Origin of the sequence: Streptomyces shaanxiensis, from assembly GCF_039537145.1 — a bacterium.
In the GTDB taxonomy this organism is placed as follows: domain Bacteria; phylum Actinomycetota; class Actinomycetes; order Streptomycetales; family Streptomycetaceae; genus Streptomyces; species Streptomyces shaanxiensis.
This window is the reverse complement of sequence record NZ_BAAAZY010000013.1, coordinates 167,851-184,996: the sequence shown is the minus strand read 5'-3', so window position 1 is coordinate 184,996 and position 17,146 is coordinate 167,851. Positions and strand designations below refer to the sequence as shown.

Sequence of the window (17,146 nt, the reverse complement as noted above, 5' to 3'; positions counted from 1 at the left end):
CGCACTGCCCGGCCGTGCGCACGACCTCACCGCGGCCCGCACCCACCGGATCATCCGGATCTGCGAGCGCCAGGGCATCCCGGTGCTCGCCGACCGCGCCTATATGGGAGCCGGCCCATGGGTGACGACAGCCCTCAGACGCCCGCCGGGCCGTGACCTCACACCCACCCAACAGACCGTTAACCGTGCGCTGTCTGCGGCACGGGCACCGGTCGAGCGCGGCATCGCACGCCTGAAGTCATGGCGCATCTTCCGCAGAGCCCGGTGCAGCCCGAATCGAATGACGTCAATCGCCGCCGCCGTCCTCACCCTGGAGCGCCAACGCTGAAAGAGCTCACTGTGTGAGCCGTTGTAAGACTCCTGCCTGCAGAAGACCCGGCCAAGAGGCCTGCCGCGGCCCGGGGAGCCGATACGCTGGAGGGCGGCCGTGAGCCGGGGGCGGGGCTGGGGGGCGGGGGCATGGATCCGCGGATGCAGTTGTCGGTGGGCGGGTACGTCTGCGAGCGCGAGCTCGGCCGGGGCGGGCAAGGTGTGGTGTGGCTCGCCCGGGACAGGGCGGGGCGGCAGGTCGTGGTGAAGTTCCTGCTGCCGGGCAAGGAGTACGACGAGGTCGCGCTCGCTCGTGTACGCCGGGAGTTCGGCGCGGCGAGCCGGGTCGGTGAGTTGGCCACCGCGCGGGTCCTTGACGCCGATCTGTCCGGGCGACATCCGTACATCGTCAGCGAGTTCGTCCCGGGTCCCACGATCCACCAGCATGTGGCCGCCAACGGCCCGCTGACCTCCGGGCGGCTCCAGTCCGTGGCGCTGGCGGTCGCACACGCGTTGGCACAGGTGCACCGGGTGAGTGTCGTGCACCGGGACATCAAGCCGTCCAACATCCTGCTTTCCCCGGACGGACCGCGGATCATCGACTTCGGTATCGCCCGTGACGACCGATTGCTCGAGTCGGCGCTCACCACACCCGGCAGTGTGCTCGGCTCGCCCGCGTACATGTCGCCCGAGCAGGTCCAGTCGCTCCGGGTCAGCGGCGCCTCCGATGTGTTCTCCCTCGGTGGCACGCTGTACTTCGCCGCGACGGGTCGGCATCCCTTCGACGGGGAGAGCGATTACGAAGTGCTCGTCGCCGTGTGCGAGCGCGATGCGGATCTCTCGGCGGTGCCGGAGCCGGTCCGCTCGGTCATCGCCGACTGTCTGCGCAAGGAGCCGGCGGAACGTCCCACCGCTGCCCAGCTCGTCACCCGGCTTGCGGGCGCCGTGGAGGCGACGGAGAGGGCGCAGACAGAGTCGCGTACGCCGCAGCCGCAGCCGCAGCCACCGCAACCGGCAGGACGCGGGAGCGCCGGCGCCAGCCCCGGTACGGGCGTCAAGCAGCTGCGGCTGTGGGGGTTCGCGGCCGGTAGTGCCGCGGTGGCAGTGCTGCTTGCCATCGTGCTCAGCACCACCTCGGGCGGATCGCCGACGCGAGGAGGCCCGCAGGCCCATGGCTCGGCCTCCGCGTCCTCGTCCGCGTCGTCCGGAAGAACCAAGGGCTCCGCGATCTCCCAACCCCTCTCCTATACCGATGATTTGACCGACTCGGGCGACTGGTCGCACAAGGATCCGACCCTGGGGAAGATCACGCACAAGGGCGGAACCATGCTGGTGAGTCCCAGGACCCAGCTGGAGGTGTGGCCGCAGGCGCCCTTCGAGCCGTCCTCGTTCGCGGTACGGCTGAGCACCCAGACGGCCTGGTACGGGGGCGAGGGCGGGGTCGGACTCTGGTGCAACGGCTCAGGGGACTACCGGAAGGGTTCCCGCTGGGCGACCTACCTGACCACGGGCCAGGAGGCCCTGATCGTGCGCGAGTTCCGGTTCGAGGGAACTTTCCAGCATGACCGCGTTGTCGAGGTCGACCTCGCGGACGTGGGCCTGAAGGTGGACAGTCAGCAGCAGGTCGAGATGTCGATGAACTGTTCCGCGGCCGGCGAGGGCCGGATCAAGGTGGAGCTCGCCGTCGACGGCACCCGGGTCGCCACGTACACCGGAGCCGCTTTCGACGAGCGGGGCTGCGGAGTGGCCGCCTTCCACTACAGCGCGACCGACCCGCAGGGCACGGCCTTCCACGCGGGTTTCGAGCGCTTCACCGCGTCCGAGCCATTGGTGCGCTGAGGACGCGAGCCGCGCGCCCAGTGGGCTCCTCGTAGGTGCGAGTTCTTCGCCTGGATCGATTTACGGTCTCCAGTGCCCGGACAGAATGAGCCTCTGTTGGCCGTGTCTGGCTTGTTGTTCTTGGCTGGCCTGTTGACCATCGGTGGTCTCGCCCACCTTGTGCACGTACGCGTACTGCCCGGGCGGCGTCCAGTGGTCAGGACGGGCGGTGCGCGTCCACCAGTAGAGTGTCGGCCGCGCGGGGCTCAAGGGTGGCGGCGGGCAGCACTTCGGTGGTGATGTGGACGAACCCGGCCTCGCCGAGCAGCTCGGTTCACACATGCTCCTGCAGCACACAGCGACGCATGGTCGCCGCTTCGCCGGTGGGCGTTTTCGCTGGGATATCGGCAGTCACGACGCCGGCTGGGCGGGGGAGCCGGTCAGGTGGTGGGCGAGGGTGGAGAACACCAGCCGCCCGCCCGGTCGCAGCGCGGCGGCAGCCGTCGGCCGCAGTTCGCGCGAGCCGGTGAAGTCGGCGGCGTCGAACGCGCTGTAGAGCACGTCGTATGCATGGGTCATCGTCTGCAGGTGGGATACGGCGTCGCAGGACGCGATGTGGAGGCGGGATGCGAGGTGGCCGTACAGGTCGGTGGCCATTGCGCACTGGGCTGGTGAGGCGTCGACCGCGACGACCTGTGCGGGCTGGTGATGAGCTGCCAGATGCGCTGCGGGCCGGGCCCCGTGCCAGTTGGCGCGGGCCTCGACGGGCGGCGGGCAGCAGCTGTTCATCAGCCCAGGACCGCGGCGGCCGCCAGAAGCTCGCCCCACCCCGTGCCACATCCTCCACACGGTCCGCAACACGGACACTCCGAAACGGAAGAAGAAGGCGTCAACACCCCTCGCCCACGGCGCACAGGTTAAAGATCAAGCTGGGGCGCTTTCAGAAGTGCCCGAGGTGCTGCCGGTTCGCTACTCCTGGCGCAGAGAGGCGAGCCAGCGTTCGTCCTGGAACTCGGCAGGGACCTCGTCATCCCATGGATCGATCCCGCGGCGTTCCAGCTCGTCAAACCACCGGTCCCGCTGCGACTCGGGGAGGCGTTGACCGCACCAGGGACAGAAGTCGATCGTGATGCTCGAGGTGCCGCCGTCATGGATGATCAGCCCGTATTCCTGGAATTTGGGGCTGAAGCCAACCAGTGCGTCCGGGCAGGCGAAGAGGGTGTCGTGCTGGTCGCAGCGCACGTTTACGCGGCTGGCCAGCGCCTCGCAGCAGTGGTTGGTCATGACCTCGACTCTTCATTGATCGGCACCATGTCCAGCAGTACATCATGGCTTGTGATGGTCACCCGGTGGCAGGTGGAAATCTGACGGAGGCACAGTGGGTGGTGCTGGAGGTGCTGTTTCCGAAGGCCAGGAAGCCAGGCCGGACACCGGTTGGAGCCGACGGCAGCCGATCGGCGGCATACGGTTCCGGGTCCGCACTGGTATCCCGTGGCGGGACATACCCGCAGAGAACGACGGTCCGTGGGGTCGGGTGTACGACCTGTTCCGCCGCTGGCAGCGGGACGGCACCTGGCGGATCTTCACGGCCCCGCAGGCATGAGCCGACGCGAAGGACCTGATCACCTGGGGTCTCAGCATCGACTCCACCGTCTGCCGGGCCCACCAGCCCGCCGCCGGTGCGTGGAGAAGGGGGCGGGGCCCGTGGCCGATGTTCGTTACACGCCGACGTCGAAGAGAGGCTCCTGTGCGCCGGGCGCCTGGCCGGGGAGCCCGGTCGGCTCATGGGCTGGGGGAGAGGCCAGCGCTGCGCGGCAGTAGGCCCGCACCTTAGCCAGAGGCTGCCGAGCGCCCAGATCGAGATCTTGGGCATCGAGCCAGGCCAGGAACTCGATGGCGACGCGGATGTCGTTGCGATCACCAAAGGCTGCCCCGGGGGGGCCTGGGCCGCGCGGTGACGTGCTTTGCGCACTACGCTCCACTCGGCGAACGGCCGGATGAACCGTGCCTAAGCTGTGTGCGGGTAGCAGGTCATGCGTTCGGCGCCGGGTTCTTGAGTATCTCTGTCAGGGCGGAGATGCTGTGGTCGCCGTAGCCGGCCTCGACGGCTCGCTTCAGCAAGTCATGGAAGGGTTTGTGCCACTCCATGTCGAGGTTTGCCTCCTTGCCGAGTTCCTCGTCATGGGCGGCTCCAGCCAGGAACAGATTTACCGAGGACGCGGGCCTGCTGTAGTCGCCGCGGTCAATCTCCTCAGCGAAGACCGGCAGCACCGAGTTGATCATCTCGAACCATTTGATGCTGAACCGCACCATTGAGGCCACCTCAATGCCACGCGCCTGCACTGCTGCCGCGCCCTGGAAGAAGCCGACGAGCGCGGGCAGCAGGGTGCCGCCCACCGCCATCTCGTACAGGGCAGCGAGATCGGCATCGGTACCGAGGTAGACGGTGTCGCCGCCCAACACCCGCAGCGTCGACGCGAACTCGTCGAAGACGGTGTTGTCGCCGCCGTAATACAGGAGAGTGTCCTCAGCTCCGACGGCGGACGGCACGTTCTTGATCGCCCCGTCGAGGTAACGCGCGCCGTGCCCGAGCGTCCATTCGGCCATCTGACGGGCACCGGCTGGCGAACCGCTGTTCAGGCTCACAAGGGCCCGCCCCTTGAGCGTGGCAACGCCCGGTTCCAGGGCCTCGATGGTGTTCTCGTACGTGGTCAGGCAGGCGATGATCAGCGGACTCGCCGCGACTGCCTCGTCCACAGTCTGCGCGTGAACGGCGCCCTTGGACACGAGTAGTTCGGCCTTCGATGGTGTCCTGTTCCAGACGGTGGTCCGGTGTCCGGCGTCAATGAATGCTTCAGCTAATGCGCTGCCCATCGAGCCCAGCCCTATGACGGTCACGGGAGTGCGATGGTGCCCGGTCATACGTTTGCTCCTGCCTGATGCCGATGCATCTGAAGCGTGAAACGGGTCGAGTAGCCGGTATCGCACGAAGTTGCTGCCCTTTCGGTGCGACGCCTGATCCATGCTGCGATGGCGCCAACATTTCTACAAGTACCTACAATTCTGTCGGGTACCCACAGTTTTGTTAGGGGGAGTGCTGGTGCGGAAGCGGAGCTATACCTGCGGCCTGGACGCTGCCATCGACGTCATGGGAGGAAAATGGAAGGGATTGATCCTGTTCTGGCTCGGCGAGGGGCCACTGCGCTTCGGCGAGTTGCGCCGGACGGTGGTGGGCATCAGTGAGCGGATGCTGATCCTGCAACTTCGGGAGCTGGAGGCCAGTGGCCTGGTGCACCGTGAGGTCCATGACCAGGTGCCACCGAAGGTGGAGTACTCACTGACCGAGTTCGGTCACTCGCTCCTTGCCGCTCTCACCCCACTCGGCCAGTGGGGTGAGGACCACATAGAGCGTCTCGAAGCCCTCCCGTGAGCCTGGCACACGAAAGCGCAGAGAAGGCGGCCGCGACGCCTCGGCCTCTTGGCCTACTGTCCGGTCCTCAGAAGGCGCCCCACGACCGATCTTGATGTGTCACGATCCCGATCGTGGCAGGTGTGATCACAGCATCAGCGACGTCCTGGACAGCCCCGTTCACAGGACTCAGCCCACGGCTCTTCACTCGTCTGGTGGCTGCAGTGCTCCGCGAGAACGCGACTGCGCCCGTGCGGGAGCGGTGTGGAATTTCCTCTGGAAGACCGAGTGCAACTCATGACCACAAATTGGCGCACCAACCTGCCACTGCGCCAACTGGCCCCGGTATTCGGCATTTCGAAGTCCGCGGCGAACCGTGCCATTAACCACAACGGGGCCGATGCTCGCGAGCTCCAGCCACGCAAGCGGTTCCGCAAGGACACCGTGCTGATCGTCGACGGCACCCTGGTCCCCACGCGGGATCACACGGTGGCCAAGCAGTCGAAGAACTACGGCTACTCGACCAACCACCAGGTCGTCATCGACGCCGACCCCCGACTCGTCGTCGCCGTCGGGCGGCCGGCCGGCCGACGGCAACCGCAACGACTGCAAGGCGTGGGAACTATCCGGTGCGAAGGCCGCCGTCGGACGGACCACGGTCATCGCGGACGGCGGCTACCGGGGCACCAGCCTGGTCATCCCGCACCGCAGCGAACGCGGCCAGACCGAACTGCCTGCATCGAAGGAGGAGCACAACACGTCCCACCGCAAGGTCCGGGCTCGCGTAGAGCACGTCTTCGCGCGGGTGAAGACCTTGAAGATCCTTCGTGACTGCCGCCTGAAGGGCGAGGGCATTCACACCGCGATGCTCGGCATCGCCCGACTTCACAACCTTGCCTTCACGGGATGACTCCCGTCCCACACGAGACCGCCTTGAAGAGAAGCCCGAGGGAGACGGCCCCCCAGTCTCGCCGTCGAGGAGAATGCTCAGTCGAGACAGAACTCGTTGCCCTCGATGTCCTGCATCACGATGCACGACTCGTTGTCGTCATCCGCAAGCAGCGTTCGCACGTGTACCGCACCGAGCGCGACCAGTCGTGCGCATTCGGCCTCCAGTGTGGCGAGGCGCTCTTCACCCACGAGTCCGGTGCCGGCCCGCACGTCGAGATGCACCCGATTCTTGACGATCTTCCCTTCGGGAACGCGCTGGAAGAGCAGGCGCGGGCCTGTACCCGAGGGATCGCTGCACGCGAAGTAGGTGACCTGATCCTCAGGCGGCAGCGAGTGATGGTAGTCCTCCCAAGTGGCAAACCCCTTCGGGATTGGCGGTACGACGTACCCCAACACCTCGCACCAAAAGCCGGCGAGGCGCGCAGGTTCTGCGCAGTCGAAGGTGACTTGGAACTGCTTGATCGATGACATCGGCGCACCATAGCAGGGCGCTTTGTTGCTCATCTCCCGGCGTGAATACGCATGTTGTCGGGAGGACAGCCACTGCTGGCCGCTGCGGTGGCGTGCGGTCACAGGGAGGAACCGATGTCGATGCCTCCAAGGCGTTGCCCGCCGTTCCGGACCAGACCGCGGCTACGGCTCTCGCCGCGTTACTCGACGGAAGCCTGCTGACCCTGAGCCGCACCATCCTCATGCCAAAGATCAGTTAGGGGGCAGCCCTTAAGCACTGCTGGAACTGCGTGTGCCGACCCTCGCTGCGCCCGCGCCCCGGAGAGCCTGAACAACTCAGGGGGTGTCCTCAACGATCCGTAGGACATTCGGCGAGGACTGCCCCCACTCCCTCGGCTCGGTCGTTCGGCCGACCAGAGGGGGCGCGGCGCAAAGCCCCCCAGAGACAGGGCGGCGCGCCGGCCGCCAAAGCCTGTGGGAGGCGCCCACCTGGGGAGACTGCGTCAACAGAGAACCTGCGGGCGAGCCGGGTGAAGGGCTTTTGATGGTGCGCTTTTCGTACAGATGATCTAAGGTCGCGCTGTTCTCAGGGGAGGGGATGACGCATGGTGCGTGGGGGCCGGTGGGCTGTGGTGTGCGCGGCCGTAGTGCTGGTGGTGGCGGGGTGCGGGCAGCGAGCGGCGGAGCACGAGGCTGATTTCGCGAGCGCTGGGGAGCTGCCTGAAAGGCTCGGCGCGGACGGCATCACCATCTCGGTCGGCGACCCCGAAGCGCCGGTGAAGGTGCACCTGTATGAGGATCCCCGCTGTCCGTACTGCGAGGAGTTCGAGACCATCGGCGGCGGCGGTCCGCAACTGCGGAAGGCGATGCTGGACCGTTGGGCCAGAGCCGAGTACACCCTCGCCTCCTTCCTGGACGACCGGGTCGGCGGCACCGGGTCGAAGAAGGCCGTCAACGCGCTGCGCGCCGCGCTGGAGGAAGACAAGTTCGTGGAGTACCACGAGGTGCTTTACGCCAACCAGCCCGAGGAGAGCGTCGACGGCTACACCGACGCCTACCTGCTTCAACTGGCCGGCAAGGTCAAGGGTCTGCGCAGCCCGAAGTTCGACGCGGCCGTGAGATCCATGAAGTACCGCGCCTTTGTTACCGCCTCCCAGAAGGCCTACGAGAAGGCCGGGGGAACAAAGGAACCCGAAGGCCCCGGCACACCCACCGCGGTGATCAACGACAAGCGGATCCCGCTGCAGTACGGCGCCATCCTCCTGGAGGGCGATGCCTTCGCCGAATTGCTGCAGCGGATCTACGACCAGCCCGGAGAGTGGGAGGACACCACTCTGTAACCCCCGTCGGCATTGCGTAGCCGACCCCGAGAGCGTGCTGACGCCACCGTCACGACGAGCCCCACCCTGTGTCAGTGCCGCGCCGTAGGGTTTCATGTACGGCCCGTTCTGGACCCGACTGACGCCTCGCCGGCGATGTCAGCGCATGAGTGCCAGTGGCCGGGGGCCAGGGGAAAAGAGTTGCACTGCCCACCGGTTAGCCGAGTGCACGTGGGAGGCGCGCGACGGCGGGGTCGGCCAGGGTGAAACGCCACCGGGGTACCGGTGCGCCCCGACAGAAGCGGGTGGCGTTTCGTCTTCATCCAGCAAGGTGCCCTGTGCCTCTTCGCACACGCGACTCTGCTTCCGAATTGACCGAGAAAAGGAACCTGGAGTGGAGGGTGGCAGCACCGGGGGCCACGTGAGTTAGTGCGCTCGAGCATGCCCTTGCGCCGCGCATTGTCCCGTTGCGGGATCGTCAATCGGTCCGGGTGCGGAGGCTCCGCGCCAGGGTGGGGATCATCACCGTCGCAGGGACAAGGTGAAGCCCGAGGAGGGCGGTGGTGGTGGCGGTGTTTGCCCCGGAGAGGAGGGGCGGGACCAACGAGATCGCGGTTAGCAACACTGCCGTCCACACGAATCGCTCGGCGGGGCGAGCGCTCCAACGAAGAAGAGCGACGGCAATGACGATGCCCACGACCGAGAAGAAGCCGGTCACCACGGCGAACCCGGACAACGGGATCGTCTCGCCACCATCGGGGACCTCGAAGTCGACGCCACCGGCCTGGGCAAGCGCAGCGGCGAGGGTGGTGGCCACCATCGCCGCGAGCGTGGCAATGAAGCCGGTGCCGGCGAGCCTGCGGAGTCGGTGGGTGTGGCTGGTCCGGCCCGATGCCGGGCCTGGGACGACCCCGGTGTCATTCATGCTGTTCATGTCGTTCCTCCATCATTCGGCAACGGGCGTACGGGGTGTTGCCTGCATGTGACGGTCCTGGCCCTGGGGGTGACGATGCGCACCCTCGCCGTGCGACGGCCGGGGTTCCGCAGGGCGCGGACGCCGGTGCCGCGGAGCCAGAACCCCGCATCGCGTCCCAGGACCGGCCCGGGCTCTCCGTCGCGCAGTTCCAGCTGCACCCGCCCGCGGGTGACGACGCCGAACGCGTCGTACCACTCCGCCGCGACCACCGCGACACGCGCGCCACCGCGCAGCGTGAGCGTCCGCACCGGGACTACTCCGAGCCGTCCGCCGGCAGGCGCTCCGGCAGCCCGAGCCGCGGGAACTGGTCGTCGTGAAACGTGACGATCTCGGTGATCGCCCCGCCGGTGAGGCGCAGGACGTCGATCGTCAGCGGCAGGTACGCGCTCTCCGGCTTCCGCCAGTGGTAGAAGGCGACGGCGGGCTGCCGGTTCACGGAGGTGAGGAGGGCGCGCAGGCCCTTCATGCCCTCGAAGCCGCTCTCGACCCAGTACTTCACCACCGTGTCGCGGCCGACGTACAGGCCTGGCGTGGGCGGCATCGAGCAGCGGACGTCGTCCCGCAGCATCGAGGCGAGCGCCGGGACGTCCGTGGCCACGCTGGCGTCGGTGTAGCGGCGTACCAGCTCGCGCGTCCCGGCGTCCTGTTCGCCGCCGGTCCAGTCCTGCCGCTCGGCGGGCAGGTGCTCCCGCATGCCGGCGCGGGCTCTCTGCAGCGCGCTGTTCACGGAATTGACGGAGTCCCCGAGGAACTCCGCGACGTTCTTCGCCGGCCAGCCGAGCACGTCCCGCAGGATCAGCACGGCCCGCGGGCGCGGCGCGAGGTGCTGGACTGCGACCAGGTACGCCAGCTCGATCGTCTCCCGCGCGACGGCGACGGTCTCCGGCTCGTCCGCGTCGCCCGCGGGCAGCTCGTCGAGCAGCCGGTCCGGGTAGGGCTGCAGCCACAGCACCTCGCCGCCGGTCGCAGGCTCCGGGCGGCGTTTGGCGAGCAGGTCCAGGCAGGCGTTGGTGGCGATCCCGTACAGCCAGGCCCGGAACGTCGACCGCCCCTCGAAGGTCTCCCGACGCCGCCAGGCGCGGAGGAACGTCTCCTGCACGGTGTCCTCGGCGTCCTCGAACGACCCGAGCATGCGGTAGCAGTGCACATGCAGCTCCCGCCGGTGCCGCTCCGCCAGCCCCGAGAACGCCGACTCGTCGACCTCGCCCAGATCGCTCACGCCCAGCTCCTTCAGCCGCGTGTCCGCACTCATCACGTCATCCTTCCGCTTCGTCGTGTCCCGTCGTAGGTGTGACGGGTGCGGGCGCGAAAACTCATCACCATGGCCGGTTCGGCATGGCTGAGCGCTTCTCATCCTTGGTAGGCCGGGTTTTCGCCGTGGTGGAGAACGAGGATGGCCTGCACCATTGCGGTCGTCCGGGAGTGGCTGCAGCGCAGCTTGGTCAGGATTTCCAGGTCTTGCGGGTGGCGATGGCGCGTTCGCCGCGGCAGCGGATCCGGGCGTGGGCCTTGTTCACGGCCTTCTGCCGGCGCGACAGCTTCGGCCGGCAGGAGCGCCGCTTGAACGGGTTACGCACGGAACCGCCTGCGCCTTGATACGCCTTGTCCGCGAAGGTCATCACGTCAGCGTTGGTGAACGCGGCGACGATGCCATGGGTTCGCGCACCAGTCAGGTCGTGTGCCGAGCCGGGAAGTGCCGCCGACGCCCAGACGAGGCGTCCGGCCGAATCCGCGATTACCTGCACGTTCATTTCGTGCCGTCGGTGCTTTCCGGAGTAGTACGGCTTCTGATCGTGCACGCGGTCGATCGGGATCAGCGTGCCGTCGAAGATGACGTAGGCCAGCAGCCGGATCCGAGGGCGATGGGCACGGCTGGGAGGCACTCGCCGACTTGCTTGCCCGGTCCCGCACGCCGGAAATCACCGACCGCCTCCACTTCTCCTCCGAGGCCGGCACATTCGTCGTCAGCAGCGACGACCGTGGGGCCCTGCAGCGGCTGGGCAGCGTCCTGCACGCTGCCTTCCACAACCGAGCTCTCCTGGAAGATCACATCCTCAACGCCGACCGGAAGTTCCTCCCCGTTTGACCCGACCCAGGGCTGGTTGAAGGCGACGTCGAAGGGGCCATCGCTAGGGCGTGCTTCAAAAGCACGCCTCGAGTGAGCTGTCAGTCGGCAGTGAAGATGTCGGAGAGACTCACAGCGGGGCGGCCAAGCATGTCTGTCAGCGTGCGCTGCTGGCGCTCGGTCAAGGAGGCAACGAAGATCACTGCGTCAGCGTTGGTCTGGTCACATGCGTGAGCCACTTCGCGGACTTTCCCGTAGGTCAGCAGAGTCCGCGAGGAGTAGGGCAGGCCCATCTTCTGGACCCCGCCGTCCGAGACGCCTCGTCGTTGCACGATCTGCGCGACGACCCGGGCGCCGCGCGCTGCCAGGTCTGTGGCGGCCGACGCCATGACCGTTTCGAAGTCCTTCTGCTTCGCAGAGAAGTAGCCAACCAGAACCACATCGGCGCCCACGGCCGGAAGTCGGAACGCCCGGCGCTGGACCGGCTCCGACGGCACGCGACGAGCCAGGCGCCGGTCGCGCCTTCGGGGCTGATGCATGCGCCATAGGCTAAATGCCTGACTTCCTGCAGCGATACCGGGTTTCTCTGTGACCGCGCCTGGCGAGCCAGATCAGAGCCACTCGTTGATGACGGCGATCGTGACGGTGGCCTCATAGCGGACGGCGAGCGGAATCGTGCAGCGGATCCCGCGTTGCGCAGGTAGTCGCGGTTGGTTCGGGACCCGTAGGCTCTGTCGGCCCGCACCCGGTCCGGTCGGCAGCGCGGCCTGCCGACGCCCATGCGGGGCACTCGGATGCGCTCCAGGACGGGCTGGAACTGGGGGCTGTCGTGCCGCTGACCGGCGGTGACCAGGAAGGACAGCGGCTTCTGTCCGTGCTCGACCGCGAGGTGCACCTTCGTGGTCAGTCCACCGCGTGAGCGTCCGAGCCCGTGGTCGGCGGTGTCGTCTGTGACTCCGCCTGGTTTGTCCCGCTGCAGATCCCCCTTTTGCGGGCACCAGCAGCATGCTGATGCGCTGCGCGACCGTGGAATCCACGCTCACGTCCCAGATGATCAGGCCTTTCGCGTCAGCCTCGGCCTGCAGCTGGGTGAGGATCCGGCTCCAGGTGCCGTCGCGCTGCCAGCGCCGGAAGAGTCCGTAGACGGTCTCCCACTCGCCGTAGCGGGCAGGGACGTCACGCCAGGGCGCACCGGTCCGCGTCCGCCACCGTACGCCGTTGATCAGCTGCCGCTTCGACCAGACCGGAGGCCGACCCGGCTTCTTGCCTACCGGTAACAGCGGCTCCAGCCTGGCCCATTGCTCGCCCGTCAGATCTCCACGTCCCACGAGTGGATCACGACAAACCTTGATCCACTTCTGAAACAGGCCCTAGTCGGAACTCGGGGGCATACCAAGCCGGAGAACGCCAGCACCCGATCACTCTCTGGGGCCGGATCTGGCCGGCTCGGGTTGGAGAAGCGGAGCCGACTCAATCCGTTGAAAGCCAGCACAGTCGGCCCCTTGGCCCGGACCGCACCGAAGACGTGGCCAGAGCCCACGCTCTCAGGGGACTCCATGGTCACTCAGCCTGCCAGCCGAGCCTTCCAGATCTCCTCGCTGGGCCATTGCCGGGCCCAGTCGGCGGAAACTTCTGCGTAGTCCCGGTGTCCGCCCTGAGGTGCCTGAATTTCAATCAGGTCTTCGACTACGAAACCGCAGGACCGAAGCAGACGAAGCATCTCGCCATGCGGCAAGACGAACTGCACGTGATTCCCCCAGTCCAGCTGGGTCAGGCCAAATTGCGAGCGGAACAGGGCAGTGGATGCCGGACCCTCGGGTGGTACACACAGTGCGTACAGCGGTGAGTAGCGCATGAACACCAGCCGGCCGCCAGGTACGAGAAGCCGGGCCGCCTCCGGGATCCACTGGTAGGGGTCGCACCACAACGAGGCGCCGTACTCGCTGATCGCCAGGCCGAACGTGTTGTCGTCGTAGGGCACCGCCTCAGCCTTGCCCAAGACGAGCGGGAAGTCGATGCCGAACTCTGTCTGCATCGCGCGAGCAGTGGCGAGCTGCTTCTCCGAGAGGTCGATCCCGACCGGGTGGGCCCCTGCTCTGGCCAGCCAAGCGGAAACGTAGCCAGTACCGCACCCCAGCTCAATGGTGGGCATCCCGGCCAAGCCGTCGGGAAGCACGGAGACCTGCGATTCAGGAGTGGCCCACAATCCCCAGCGCGGTTCCATCTGCGACCAATGATCGCGGGCGAGCGGCCCGTGCCACGCAGCCGCCTCGTCATCCCAATAGCGTCGGTTCTGCTCCACATGGTTCACACGGCGGCCCTCATGAGCAGTCATGGACGCATTCGATCGAAGATACCGCTGCTTCAGCAACGGAATTATGTGCCTCCCGCATCTCCGCCGGGCACAACCCACTGGCACGAAGATCAAGCCCACGAGCTGTGTGCGGCGGCAGTGCGGTACTCCTCACTACATCGCCCGTTGTCAGGTTCAGGAACAGACCCTTACACCAGGGCTGATGCATTCTCGAGCTGCGAGATGAAGCAGGTCGTGCGTGTGCTTGGGCCGTGACCGATAGTGGTTGGCGGCAGCGGTGAGGTTCGCCCCGGTCGATTTGGTGGCGCCCAGCAGTCGCCGGTCAGGGGAGGGCGATGGCGGTATGGCCACCGGTGACGCGAAGAAGGTCCAGTTTCCCCGCGTCGCTGCTTCCGGTCGCTGCCGTGTAGGTAACCATGCGCAGGTCGGCGCCGGGGACGATGAGGACGTCGCAGTCGAGCTGGATGTCGCCGATCTCCGGATGCCGGATCGTCTTGCGGTCGGTGGTGTGTTGGGCTGCGGTCGTCTGCGTGGCCCAGTGATGAGCGAAGGCGTCGGACGCGCCTCGCAGTTCCTGCACGAGGCGATCGAGCTGGGCGTCCCCGGGATAGCGGGACACCGCGTCCTTGAGGTCGGCCACGATCGACGCCTCGAAGACGTCTGGTCCGCGCTCGGACTGGACGGGCAGCATGGAGGCGTGTGCGACGCCGTTGCCGAACAGCGCACGGGCGAGGTTGCGTTCGGCGGGCGCGACGACGGCGGCGTCGCCGAACACGGCGCTCCACATGGTGTTCCACCACACCAGGGTCCAGTCTGCGCTGAACACGCCGATCGGGACGTCGCCCAGACGCGCGGCGAGCCGTTGGATGCCCGCGGGCACATGGGTGCTGACCGTCCCGTCCTGCGGCGGCAGGAGCCCGGCGCTTCGGTACAGCTGGTCGCGCTCGGCGCGGGAGAGCTGAAGGGCCCGTGCGAGGGCGCCGACGACCTGGGCCGAGGGGTTCTTCGCGCGTCCCTGTTCCAGGCGCAGCACGTAGTCGACGGACAGCCCGGCCAGTTGTGCGAGCTCCTCGCGGCGCAGTCCCGGGGCCCGGCGGCCGTCCGTCATGGCGAAGCCGGCGTCGGCCGGAGCGAGGCGGTCTCGCCAGGCGCGCACGAAAGCGCCGAAAGCGGAGCGGGAGGAAGCCATGGGTTCATTCTCGCCGCGCGGCCCAGGATGAGCCTGGGTACTGCCAGTCCTAGTGACGGGGACGGCACTGGTTGGCGGTGGCGCGAGCGGCGAACGTGGGGCTGCGCACAGCCGGGGTGCCATCGGCTGACCAGTGAAGGAGCCTTCCATGAAGCACACCATCGTGATGACGGGCGCGAGCCGCGGGATCGGCCGCGTCGCCGCAGAGCGCATCCTGCGCCGGTCGCCGGACGTGCACCTCCTCGTCGTCGCCCGCGGATCCTCCGGCGCACAGCTCGCTGCGGAACTCGCTACGGGCGGGCACACGGTCTCGCACGTCTCGGCGGACCTCGGCTCGCTGGACAGTGTCCGCTCGGCCGCCACCGAGATCCGTGACCGGCTCGATCGCGGTGACCTGCCGCCGCTGCGCGGCTTCGTGGGCAACGCGGGCATGCAGTACGCGAACGCGCTCACCGAGGGACCCGACGGGTTCGAGTCCACCTTCACGATCAACGTGCTCGCCAACCATCTGTTCGTCCGTCTGCTCCAGGACCGATTCGCCCCTCCCGCCCGGATCGTGATCACCGCCAGCGACACCCACTTCGGTGACTTCAAGCACAACCTGGGCATGGTGCCCGGCCCGGCCTGGAAGTCCCCGGACGTCCTGGCCCGCACCGGCGCCTTCCCCAAGCCGGACACCACGGCTGCCGGGCGCACCGCGTACTCGACGAGCAAGCTGGCCGCCATCTACCTCGTGCACGAGTACGCGCGCCGCCTGCCGGCCGGGATCGACGCCGTCGCCTACAACCCGGGCTTCGTCCCCGGCACCGGCCTCGCCCGCAACGCCGACCCCGTCTCGCGGTTCGCGATGCGGCGCATCCTGCCGCTGATGACCCTCACCCCGTTCGCCACCAGCCGCACCGCCGCGGGCCGCTACCTCGCTGACGTCGTCCTCGGCACGCTCCAGGCGCCGACCGGCTCCTACGTCGACCGCAACCGTGTGGACCGCTCGTCGGAGGAGTCCTACGACCCACGGCGCGAAGGCGAACTCTGGGATGTCGCCGAACGGTTCACCGCGGCGTGAGCAGCCAGGACGGATGCGCTCTGAGCGACCGAATGGCCCGACCGGAAGCAGTGAACGCGACTCCTGATGAGCAAGGTTGTCGAAGCCTTTGATCATGAACAGGGGTCGCGTACGCGTGTCATCCTCACTGATCGGTGTCCTGCGGCGCGACAGCGCAGACATCGATTCCACCTGCCCGGATCCGGAACTGCCGCAGCTCACCTGCCTGGCGGAGGTGCTGGGCCACCGGTGATCCCTCCACCTGCCGCAACGCCCGTTACTCACCGGCAGGAGCGGCCGAGCCGCTCCCACTGAGCGTCCGTCAGGTCACCTCTGTCTCCCACAGTCCCACCAACGGCTGGACTGATCGTCAGGGCGTTGCCCAGGGCCTGGCGGTCCGTGGCACTGACCGCTGAATACGGTAGAGGGGCCCGGCCGAGCGAGAGGACGCGAAGACGTGGATGTGTATGAGGCAGTGGACAGTCGCAGGGCTGTGCGGGCGTTCAGCGATGAGCCGGTATCCAAAGAGATACTCGAACGAGTGCTGACCGCAGCGACGCGGGCTCCGTCGAGCGGGAACCTCCAGCCGTGGCATGTGTATGTCGTGACCGGCGAGCCCTTGGCCGAACTGAAGAGGCGCGCGACGGCCAGGGCACTGGCGGGAGACCCGGGTGATGACCGGGAGTATCCGATGTACCCGGCCGAACTGACCTCGCCGTATCTGGACCGTTTTTCCGCCGCGGCCGCCCAGCGGTACAAAGCCCTGGGAATCGAGCGCGACGACCCCGACAGGCCCAAGAAGATCGCCGCCTTGAACTCGGAGGCGTTCGGGGCGCCGGTCGTCCTGTTCTGCTACGTCGACCGGACGATGGGGCCCGGACAGTGGGCTGACGCGGGGATGTACTTGCAGACGGTCATGCTGTTGTTGAGGGCGGAAGGGTTGCACAGTTGCCCCCAGGTCATGTGGACCATGTATCGCAGGACTGTCAGCCAGACAGTCGGAGCTGATGAGGGGCTCGTGCTGTTCTGCGGCGTCTCGGTGGGATTCGAGAAAGAGGGCGTGCCACGGCTGCGTACCGGGCGGGCGGACATGACAGAAACAGTCAGCTTCATCGAAGTGTGACCGTTGGGCGGTCAAGATCGACAGGACATGCCCTGGTGCACAGCGCATGGCGTGCAGCACGATCACGTCGTTCACCCGCGGTAGGCCCAGCCGTTCACGCCCTGACCAGGCGTACTTGGCGATCGCGACCTTCGACGAAGTCCCAGGGCCTGGACGCGGAGCTTGTACGGGTTGGCCGCCC

General features: G+C 67.4%; 18 protein-coding genes and 5 pseudogenes. 9 read left to right on the top strand and 14 right to left on the bottom strand.

Annotated features, from left to right (window positions below; translation table 11 throughout):
- Together ABD932_RS28445 and ABD932_RS28440 are read left to right on the top strand one after the other, a co-directional pair.
- The coding region (locus tag ABD932_RS28445) for a transposase family protein (protein ID WP_345016714.1) at positions 1-328 on the top strand (328 nt) is incomplete at its 5' end.
- Positions 329-471: 143 nt separating this feature from the next.
- Complete coding sequence (locus ABD932_RS28440; RefSeq protein WP_345016712.1) at positions 472-2,148, top strand: serine/threonine-protein kinase; 1,677 nt, start codon at positions 472-474, stop codon at positions 2,146-2,148.
- 390 nt (positions 2,149-2,538) lie between these two features.
- Here the strand turns inward: ABD932_RS28440 and ABD932_RS28435 are convergent, their stop codons facing one another.
- Complete coding sequence (locus ABD932_RS28435; RefSeq protein WP_345016710.1) at positions 2,539-2,916, bottom strand: methyltransferase domain-containing protein; 378 nt, start codon at positions 2,914-2,916, stop codon at positions 2,539-2,541.
- Positions 2,917-3,096: 180 nt separating this feature from the next.
- Positions 3,097-3,411, bottom strand: a complete 315-nt coding sequence (locus ABD932_RS28430) for a DUF6980 family protein (protein WP_345016707.1) — start codon at positions 3,409-3,411, stop codon at positions 3,097-3,099.
- A 94-nt stretch (positions 3,412-3,505) separates the two neighbouring features.
- Here ABD932_RS28430 and ABD932_RS28425 point away from each other — a divergent pair, with 94 nt between their 5' ends.
- A complete protein-coding gene (locus tag ABD932_RS28425; protein WP_345016705.1) occupies positions 3,506-3,730 on the top strand; it encodes a transposase in 225 nt (74 codons plus the stop codon).
- A 428-nt stretch (positions 3,731-4,158) separates the two neighbouring features.
- On the opposite strand, the gene ABD932_RS28420 is transcribed toward ABD932_RS28425, so the two are convergent.
- Entirely contained in the window at positions 4,159-5,049 is an 891-nt protein-coding gene (locus ABD932_RS28420; RefSeq protein ID WP_345016703.1) for an NAD(P)-dependent oxidoreductase, read from the bottom strand.
- 226 nt (positions 5,050-5,275) lie between these two features.
- Here ABD932_RS28420 and ABD932_RS28415 point away from each other — a divergent pair, with 226 nt between their 5' ends.
- Together ABD932_RS28415 and ABD932_RS28410 are read left to right on the top strand one after the other, a co-directional pair.
- Positions 5,276-5,557, top strand: a complete 282-nt coding sequence (locus tag ABD932_RS28415) for a winged helix-turn-helix transcriptional regulator (protein WP_228472827.1) — start codon at positions 5,276-5,278, stop codon at positions 5,555-5,557.
- A gap of 113 nt (positions 5,558-5,670) precedes the next feature.
- Positions 5,671-6,446, top strand: a pseudogene (locus ABD932_RS28410) (transposase).
- Positions 6,447-6,523: 77 nt separating this feature from the next.
- On the opposite strand, the gene ABD932_RS28405 reads toward ABD932_RS28410, so the two are convergent.
- Positions 6,524-6,958, bottom strand: a complete 435-nt coding sequence (locus tag ABD932_RS28405; RefSeq protein WP_345016699.1) for a VOC family protein — start codon at positions 6,956-6,958, stop codon at positions 6,524-6,526.
- A 584-nt stretch (positions 6,959-7,542) separates the two neighbouring features.
- On the opposite strand from ABD932_RS28405, the gene ABD932_RS28400 reads away from it, so the two are divergent.
- Positions 7,543-8,277 carry a DsbA family protein gene (locus ABD932_RS28400; protein WP_345016696.1) on the top strand — a complete coding sequence of 245 codons (735 nt, stop codon included), beginning with the start codon at positions 7,543-7,545 and terminating at the stop codon, positions 8,275-8,277.
- A gap of 457 nt (positions 8,278-8,734) precedes the next feature.
- Here the strand turns inward: ABD932_RS28400 and ABD932_RS28395 are convergent, their stop codons facing one another.
- From ABD932_RS28395 to ABD932_RS28380, 4 genes and pseudogenes are all read right to left on the bottom strand, one after another.
- Positions 8,735-9,190 (bottom strand): DUF6069 family protein, encoded by a 456-nt coding sequence (locus tag ABD932_RS28395; RefSeq protein ID WP_345016694.1) that lies wholly within the window; start codon positions 9,188-9,190, stop codon positions 8,735-8,737.
- Positions 9,187-9,480: a hypothetical protein gene (locus ABD932_RS28390; protein WP_345016692.1), complete on the bottom strand. Its 294-nt coding sequence runs from the start codon at positions 9,478-9,480 to the stop codon at positions 9,187-9,189. Before ABD932_RS28390 ends, ABD932_RS28395 begins: the two co-directional genes overlap by 4 nt.
- Positions 9,481-9,485: 5 nt before the next feature.
- On the bottom strand, positions 9,486-10,484 hold the full coding sequence (locus tag ABD932_RS28385) for an RNA polymerase subunit sigma-70 (RefSeq protein WP_345016690.1): 999 nt from the start codon (positions 10,482-10,484) through the stop codon (positions 9,486-9,488).
- Between the two features lie 98 nt (positions 10,485-10,582).
- Positions 10,583-11,088, bottom strand: a pseudogene (locus ABD932_RS28380) (transposase family protein); the annotation flags it as partial.
- Between the two features lie 35 nt (positions 11,089-11,123).
- Here ABD932_RS28380 and ABD932_RS28375 point away from each other — a divergent pair.
- Positions 11,124-11,318 (top strand): Imm51 family immunity protein, encoded by a 195-nt coding sequence (locus ABD932_RS28375; protein WP_345016688.1) that lies wholly within the window; start codon positions 11,124-11,126, stop codon positions 11,316-11,318.
- Positions 11,319-11,398: 80 nt separating this feature from the next.
- On the opposite strand, the gene ABD932_RS28370 is transcribed toward ABD932_RS28375, so the two are convergent.
- The 5 genes and pseudogenes from ABD932_RS28370 to ABD932_RS28350 form a co-directional block, all read right to left on the bottom strand.
- On the bottom strand, positions 11,399-11,836 hold the full coding sequence (locus ABD932_RS28370; RefSeq protein ID WP_345016686.1) for an HflX-like GTP-binding protein: 438 nt from the start codon (positions 11,834-11,836) through the stop codon (positions 11,399-11,401).
- A gap of 206 nt (positions 11,837-12,042) precedes the next feature.
- Positions 12,043-12,192 (bottom strand): annotated as a pseudogene (locus tag ABD932_RS28365) (IS5 family transposase); the annotation flags it as partial.
- Between the two features lie 211 nt (positions 12,193-12,403).
- Positions 12,404-12,625: pseudogene (locus ABD932_RS28360) on the bottom strand (transposase); the annotation flags it as partial.
- Between the two features lie 236 nt (positions 12,626-12,861).
- Positions 12,862-13,632, bottom strand: coding sequence for a class I SAM-dependent methyltransferase (locus ABD932_RS28355; RefSeq protein WP_345016684.1), 771 nt, complete (start codon positions 13,630-13,632; stop codon positions 12,862-12,864).
- A 301-nt stretch (positions 13,633-13,933) separates the two neighbouring features.
- Positions 13,934-14,800, bottom strand: coding sequence for a helix-turn-helix transcriptional regulator (locus ABD932_RS28350; RefSeq protein ID WP_345016682.1), 867 nt, complete (start codon positions 14,798-14,800; stop codon positions 13,934-13,936).
- Between the two features lie 148 nt (positions 14,801-14,948).
- On the opposite strand from ABD932_RS28350, the gene ABD932_RS28345 reads away from it, so the two are divergent.
- Both ABD932_RS28345 and ABD932_RS28340 read left to right on the top strand, forming a co-directional pair.
- Positions 14,949-15,863, top strand: a complete 915-nt coding sequence (locus ABD932_RS28345; RefSeq protein ID WP_345016680.1) for an SDR family NAD(P)-dependent oxidoreductase — start codon at positions 14,949-14,951, stop codon at positions 15,861-15,863.
- Positions 15,864-16,299: 436 nt separating this feature from the next.
- On the top strand, positions 16,300-16,965 hold the full coding sequence (locus tag ABD932_RS28340) for a nitroreductase (RefSeq protein WP_345016678.1): 666 nt from the start codon (positions 16,300-16,302) through the stop codon (positions 16,963-16,965).
- A 42-nt stretch (positions 16,966-17,007) separates the two neighbouring features.
- Here ABD932_RS28340 and ABD932_RS28335 read toward each other — a convergent pair.
- Positions 17,008-17,106, bottom strand: a pseudogene (locus tag ABD932_RS28335) (Ku protein); the annotation flags it as partial.
- Positions 17,107-17,146 lie beyond the last annotated feature (40 nt).

Coding starts and splice junctions, on each gene's coding strand:
- ABD932_RS28440 (WP_345016712.1), top strand. CDS start 472: ATGCAGTTGTCGGTGGGCGGGTACGTCTGCGAGCGCGAGCTCGGCCGG.
- ABD932_RS28435 (WP_345016710.1), bottom strand. CDS start 2,916: ATGAACAGCTGCTGCCCGCCGCCCGTCGAGGCCCGCGCCAACTGGCAC.
- ABD932_RS28430 (WP_345016707.1), bottom strand. CDS start 3,411: ATGACCAACCACTGCTGCGAGGCGCTGGCCAGCCGCGTAAACGTGCGC.
- ABD932_RS28420 (WP_345016703.1), bottom strand. CDS start 5,049: ATGACCGGGCACCATCGCACTCCCGTGACCGTCATAGGGCTGGGCTCG.
- ABD932_RS28415 (WP_228472827.1), top strand. CDS start 5,276: ATGGGAGGAAAATGGAAGGGATTGATCCTGTTCTGGCTCGGCGAGGGG.
- ABD932_RS28405 (WP_345016699.1), bottom strand. CDS start 6,958: ATGTCATCGATCAAGCAGTTCCAAGTCACCTTCGACTGCGCAGAACCT.
- ABD932_RS28400 (WP_345016696.1), top strand. CDS start 7,543: ATGGTGCGTGGGGGCCGGTGGGCTGTGGTGTGCGCGGCCGTAGTGCTG.
- ABD932_RS28395 (WP_345016694.1), bottom strand. CDS start 9,190: ATGAACAGCATGAATGACACCGGGGTCGTCCCAGGCCCGGCATCGGGC.
- ABD932_RS28385 (WP_345016690.1), bottom strand. CDS start 10,484: ATGAGTGCGGACACGCGGCTGAAGGAGCTGGGCGTGAGCGATCTGGGC.
- ABD932_RS28370 (WP_345016686.1), bottom strand. CDS start 11,836: ATGCATCAGCCCCGAAGGCGCGACCGGCGCCTGGCTCGTCGCGTGCCG.
- ABD932_RS28355 (WP_345016684.1), bottom strand. CDS start 13,632: ATGACTGCTCATGAGGGCCGCCGTGTGAACCATGTGGAGCAGAACCGA.
- ABD932_RS28350 (WP_345016682.1), bottom strand. CDS start 14,800: ATGGCTTCCTCCCGCTCCGCTTTCGGCGCTTTCGTGCGCGCCTGGCGA.
- ABD932_RS28345 (WP_345016680.1), top strand. CDS start 14,949: ATGAAGCACACCATCGTGATGACGGGCGCGAGCCGCGGGATCGGCCGC.